The sequence below is a fragment of the Flavobacterium sp. HTF genome, from assembly GCF_003105115.1.
Taxonomy (GTDB): domain Bacteria; phylum Bacteroidota; class Bacteroidia; order Flavobacteriales; family Flavobacteriaceae; genus Flavobacterium.
This window is the reverse complement of the sequence record NZ_QETH01000160.1, coordinates 1-4,600: the sequence shown is the minus strand read 5'-3', so window position 1 is coordinate 4,600 and position 4,600 is coordinate 1. Positions and strand designations below refer to the sequence as shown.

General features: G+C 32.3%; 6 protein-coding genes. 2 read left to right on the top strand and 4 right to left on the bottom strand.

What is annotated here, in order from left to right; all coding sequences use genetic code 11:
* Positions 1–172 (bottom strand): Dps family protein (locus tag DCO46_RS23310; protein ID WP_133244628.1); only part of this gene is annotated, 172 nt, incomplete at its 3' end.
* Between the two features lie 108 nt (positions 173–280).
* Between DCO46_RS23310 and DCO46_RS22275 the strand changes: the two genes are divergently transcribed.
* The gene (locus DCO46_RS22275; RefSeq protein ID WP_116754658.1) at positions 281–1,228 is read left to right on the top strand and encodes a LysR substrate-binding domain-containing protein; all 948 of its coding nucleotides are present in this window, start codon (positions 281–283) and stop codon (positions 1,226–1,228) included.
* A gap of 28 nt (positions 1,229–1,256) precedes the next feature.
* Here the strand turns inward: DCO46_RS22275 and DCO46_RS23305 are convergent, their stop codons facing one another.
* Positions 1,257–1,454, bottom strand: coding sequence for a hypothetical protein (locus DCO46_RS23305; protein WP_057120884.1), 198 nt, complete (start codon positions 1,452–1,454; stop codon positions 1,257–1,259).
* Positions 1,455–1,620: 166 nt separating this feature from the next.
* Complete coding sequence (gene mnmD / locus DCO46_RS22265) at positions 1,621–2,286, bottom strand: tRNA (5-methylaminomethyl-2-thiouridine)(34)-methyltransferase MnmD (protein ID WP_116754657.1); 666 nt, start codon at positions 2,284–2,286, stop codon at positions 1,621–1,623.
* A 306-nt stretch (positions 2,287–2,592) separates the two neighbouring features.
* On the opposite strand from mnmD, the gene DCO46_RS22260 reads away from it, so the two are divergent.
* Positions 2,593–3,663 (top strand): branched-chain amino acid aminotransferase, encoded by a 1,071-nt coding sequence (locus DCO46_RS22260; RefSeq protein WP_116754656.1) that lies wholly within the window; start codon positions 2,593–2,595, stop codon positions 3,661–3,663.
* A 234-nt stretch (positions 3,664–3,897) separates the two neighbouring features.
* On the opposite strand, the gene DCO46_RS22255 is transcribed toward DCO46_RS22260, so the two are convergent.
* On the bottom strand, positions 3,898–4,278 hold the full coding sequence (locus DCO46_RS22255; RefSeq protein ID WP_116754655.1) for a nucleoside triphosphate pyrophosphohydrolase family protein: 381 nt from the start codon (positions 4,276–4,278) through the stop codon (positions 3,898–3,900).
* Positions 4,279–4,600 lie beyond the last annotated feature (322 nt).

The window sequence follows — 4,600 nt, the reverse complement described above, 5'->3', positions numbered from 1 at the left end:
TATATAATTCTTCAAACTTTACATGCAAATCAAAGAAACGCTTGCCGCGAATATTCCAGTGAATTCCACGCAAATTTTGATAATAGGTTTGAAAATTGGCCAGTAATACATTTAATTCTTTTACCAGTAATTCTGATTCTTTTACAGGTAATCCTAAAATATTTGTTTTCATGATTTTGATTTTTACAACTAATTTACTACAAATTTAAAGCTACTTCTTATTTTTTTATATAATTAAAAATTATATTTTCTTATTTTTGCATCACAAAATACTATCAAAATGACAATAACTCAATTACAATATGTGTTGGCTGTTGCAGAACACAAAAACTTTACGCTTGCAGCCGAAAAATGTTTTGTTACTCAGCCCACACTTAGTATGCAAATTCAAAAAATTGAAGAAGAACTGAATATATTAATTTTTGACAGGAGCAAGAAACCAATTCAGCTTACCGATATAGGTCAGAAAATCGTAAACCAGGCTAAGAATATTGTTAACGAAGCAGACCGCATAAAAGATATTGTAGAACAGCAAAAGGGTTTTATTGGCGGAGAATTTCGTTTAGGAATTATCCCGACCATTATGCCTACCCTTTTACCAATGTTCTTAAATAATTTTATTAAAAAATATCCAAAAGTAAAACTGCTTATCGAAGAGTTAAATACGGATGAAATTATCACTAAATTAAAAAATGGCCATCTGGATGCTGCAATTGCTGCTACTCCTCTGGAAGATGAAAAAATAAAAGAGATTGTTCTGTATTTTGAACCTTTCGTTGCGTACATTCCTGAACATCATATCAGTTTTCAAAAAGAAGAGATTGAAGTTTCTGATTTAAACCTGAACGAAATTTTGCTTTTACAAGACGGGCACTGCTTTAGAGACGGGATTTTAAATCTGTGCAAAAATCGTTCTGATGTTGAACAAAATAATTTTCAGATTCAAAGCGGGAGTTTTGAAACTCTTATAAAACTGGCAGACGAAGGCCTTGGTACAACATTACTTCCGTACTTGCACACTTTAGACTTAAAAGAATCCGACAAACTGAAACTACGAAATTTTAAGGAACCAAAACCTGCCCGTGAGGTAAGTTTAATTTACCCTAAAAGCGAATTAAAAATGCAAATCATTGACGCCATCCGATCTACAATCGCCGGAGTTGTCAAAGGGGCAATTGTTTTTCAGAATGTACAAATCATTAGTCCGCTGCAAAAGAAAACAGCATAAAAAAAGGAGCCAATTTGGCTCCTTTTTTTTATACTTTAATTAGCAGTAAACTTTGTTTTAATTCTGGTTTCTCAATAATGAAATTTAATAACCATTCTTGTAATTGTTCCATTTCGTATGGTAACAGGGTTTTGATAGCTTTCTCTAATTCTTTACAGAAAAGTACCGGGTCGAAACTAACTCTCTCAAGTATTGATTTCGTGTAATCAAACATCATTTTTGACATAATAAAATAAGATTTTTGGGGGTTATCTATATTTTTAAACTCGCAGCAAATTTAAACAAATTCACTACATAAACATTAATTTTAACTTATTTTTTTCAAAACTTTAGCAACGAATACGTTTTCTTAAAACATATAACTCAATTTATAATAATTCTAAACAACTCATTTAAACCTTTTTAAAAGCTCTAAACATTTCTCTTTTTCCCGGAGGACCTGCCAGTTTTTCTACAGTAAATCCAACAGAAATCATACTTCTTTTAACAACTCCTCTTGCAGCATAGGTGACTAAAACTCCATTTGATTTTAAACTATTGTACATTTTCTGAAAAATTTCAGTACTCCACAGCTCAGGCTGAACCCGGTATCCGAAGGCGTCAAAGTAAATCAAATCAAAAATTTCAAAATCATTGATTTCATCAAAAAATTGTTTCCTTTTGGTTAACGAGAACAGAGGGCAAATTTCGTTTTCTTTATCCCATTCGCATTTATGCATTTTTTCAAAAATGTTATTAAATTCCAATGCGTCGAGTTCTTTCACATAGTTCATTGCCAAAACCTCTTCTGCATTGACCGGATAAGCCTCTACTCCAACATAATTGATTTTTTGCTGTTTGCGTTCCGATTCCAAAAAAGTGATAAAAGCATTAAGACCGGTTCCAAAACCTATCTCAAGAATACTGACTGGATTATTTTCAAATAACTCAAGCCCGTTTTTGATAAATACGTGTTTTGCTTCCTGAATTGCGCCGTGCTTAGAGTGGTAACTTTCGTTCCACTCCGATAAATGTATTGTTGTTGAGCCGTCTAGCGTTGTAATTATTTCTCTTTTCACTTTTTGAAGAATTTATAATGCGATTCTATTGGTTTTCAAGCCGTTTTACGAGTCAAATTTAGTCAAAACAAATGCGTAAAGCCTTAAAAATCGATAGTTTTTTCATAAATTCTTTATAAAAACATACCATTTTTTTGAGTTTATTATAGGATAAATAAATCTCAGTTAATTGAGGTAATTAATGCAGTTTTAGTAAACAAATTATATATTTTTACTTAATTTTGCATTCAATAAAATCTATTTTACATCAGATCATTACTTTAGTATTCTATTGAAATGAAAATTACATAAAAACTTTACACTATTATGAGTACAGCTCAAACAAGCAAAATTGAAATCAGAAAAGCTACTTCGTCTAAAATAAGCGCAGTTGACTTTGAAAACTTAAGCTTTGGTTCTGTTTTTACAGACCATCTATTTGAATGTGATTTTAAAGACGGTCAGTGGCAAAATCCTGTCATTAAGCCGTACGCTCCCATTCTAATGGATCCTTCTTCAAAAGTCTTTCACTACGGACAAGCTATTTTTGAAGGAATGAAAGCTTATAAAGATGAAAATAATGATGTTTGGTTGTTCAGACCTGATGAAAACTACAAACGTTTTAACAGTTCTGCGGTTCGTATGGCAATGCCGGAAGTTCCGGAAGATGTTTTTATGGATGGTTTGAATGAACTATTAAAAATTGATCAGGAATGGATTCAGAGAGGAAACGGAGCTAGTATGTATATCCGTCCTTTTATGATTGCAACAGGACCTGGTGTTATTGCAAATCCGTCTGACGAATATAAATTCATGATTCTGCTTTCTCCTGCAAAATCATATTATGGTGGCGAAGTAAAAGTAATTATTGCTGAACATTACAGTAGAGCTGCAAATGGTGGAATTGGTGCTGCAAAAGCTGCCGGAAACTACGCTGCCCAGTTTTACCCAACTAACCTGGCAAACAAAGAAGGTTTCCAACAGGTTATCTGGACTGATGATGCAACTCATACAAAATTAGAAGAAGCGGGAACAATGAACGTTTTCTTCAGAATTAATGATACTTTATTGACTGCTCCTACAAGCGAAAGAATTTTAGATGGTATTACCAGAAAAAGTTTAATTGCAATGGCAGAAAAAGAAGGACTGAATGTAGAAGTTCGTCCGGTAATTGTTTCAGAATTGGTTGATGCTGCCAAAAACGGATCTTTAAAAGAAATTTTCGGAGCCGGAACTGCCGCTGTAATCAGCGTTATCAAAGGATTCTCTTATAAAGATGAATATTATGAGCTGGCACCAATTGAGAATTCATATGCTTCTTTCTTAAAAGAAAAACTAACAAGTCTTCAAAATAAACTTTCTGAAGATACTTACGGATGGACAGTTAAAGTTCAGTAATCAAAAGAAATTTGAAAATAAAAACCCGGCAGATTTTAAAATCTGCCGGGTTTTCTATTTTCTTTTATTATTAAATTTTACCTAAGGAACACTAAGACTAAACATAATCTTGTCGTGCTACTTGTGAAGATTTCCTTCGTCGAAATGACAAAAATAACACAAAGCTTTGCGAACTCTGCGTTTTTTTGCACAAGAACTAAAGAAAAAATCTTAGCATTCTTTGCGGTTAATCTTTTATAATAATTTAGAAAAATCAGGCTTAAAATAATTCGGCCCTTTCATTACTTTACCGTCTTCTCTATAGATTGGTTTTCCGTCTTCGCCCAGCTTGCTCATATTGCTGCGCTGGATTTCATCAAAAATAGCTTCCATCTTATCCTGCAAACCGTGTTCAATTATAGTTCCGCATAAAATGTACATCATGTCTCCGAGTGCATCGGCAATTTCAACTAAATCATTTTTCTGCACGGCATCAAGATATTCTTCGTTCTCTTCTTTCATTAAATTATAACGAAGGTATTTTTTGGTCTCGCCAACATCTGCAAGAGGTATTTCGCTGTGTCCTATGTTAAAAGCAGTGTGGAATTCCTTTACTGCATCTATTTGTTTTTTCATGATTTTATTTAATTAATTGGAATACCAAATTAGCAACTATTCGTATACAATTCTCTAAATTTGTAAAAAATAATTATCAACTATGTTTAGTCAGGGACAATTAATATTCGCAGTCTGTTTTTTTATTGCATTTGTAATCGTAATGGTATTTGCTTACCGAAAAGATTTATCGCTGCACAAAGTGTTTTATAAAGGAAATTATAAAGTACTAATCGGTTTTCTTCTTTTTATTGTGATATTGTTTGTCATCAAAGTATTTTTAAAAAGATAATTATTGTTTTTTTTCTTATATTTAAAAACCCAAAAACAAATCTTTAAAAAA

Coding starts and splice junctions, on each gene's coding strand:
- DCO46_RS22275 (WP_116754658.1), top strand. CDS start 281: ATGACAATAACTCAATTACAATATGTGTTGGCTGTTGCAGAACACAAA.
- DCO46_RS23305 (WP_057120884.1), bottom strand. CDS start 1,454: ATGTCAAAAATGATGTTTGATTACACGAAATCAATACTTGAGAGAGTT.
- DCO46_RS22260 (WP_116754656.1), top strand. CDS start 2,593: ATGAGTACAGCTCAAACAAGCAAAATTGAAATCAGAAAAGCTACTTCG.
- DCO46_RS22255 (WP_116754655.1), bottom strand. CDS start 4,278: ATGAAAAAACAAATAGATGCAGTAAAGGAATTCCACACTGCTTTTAAC.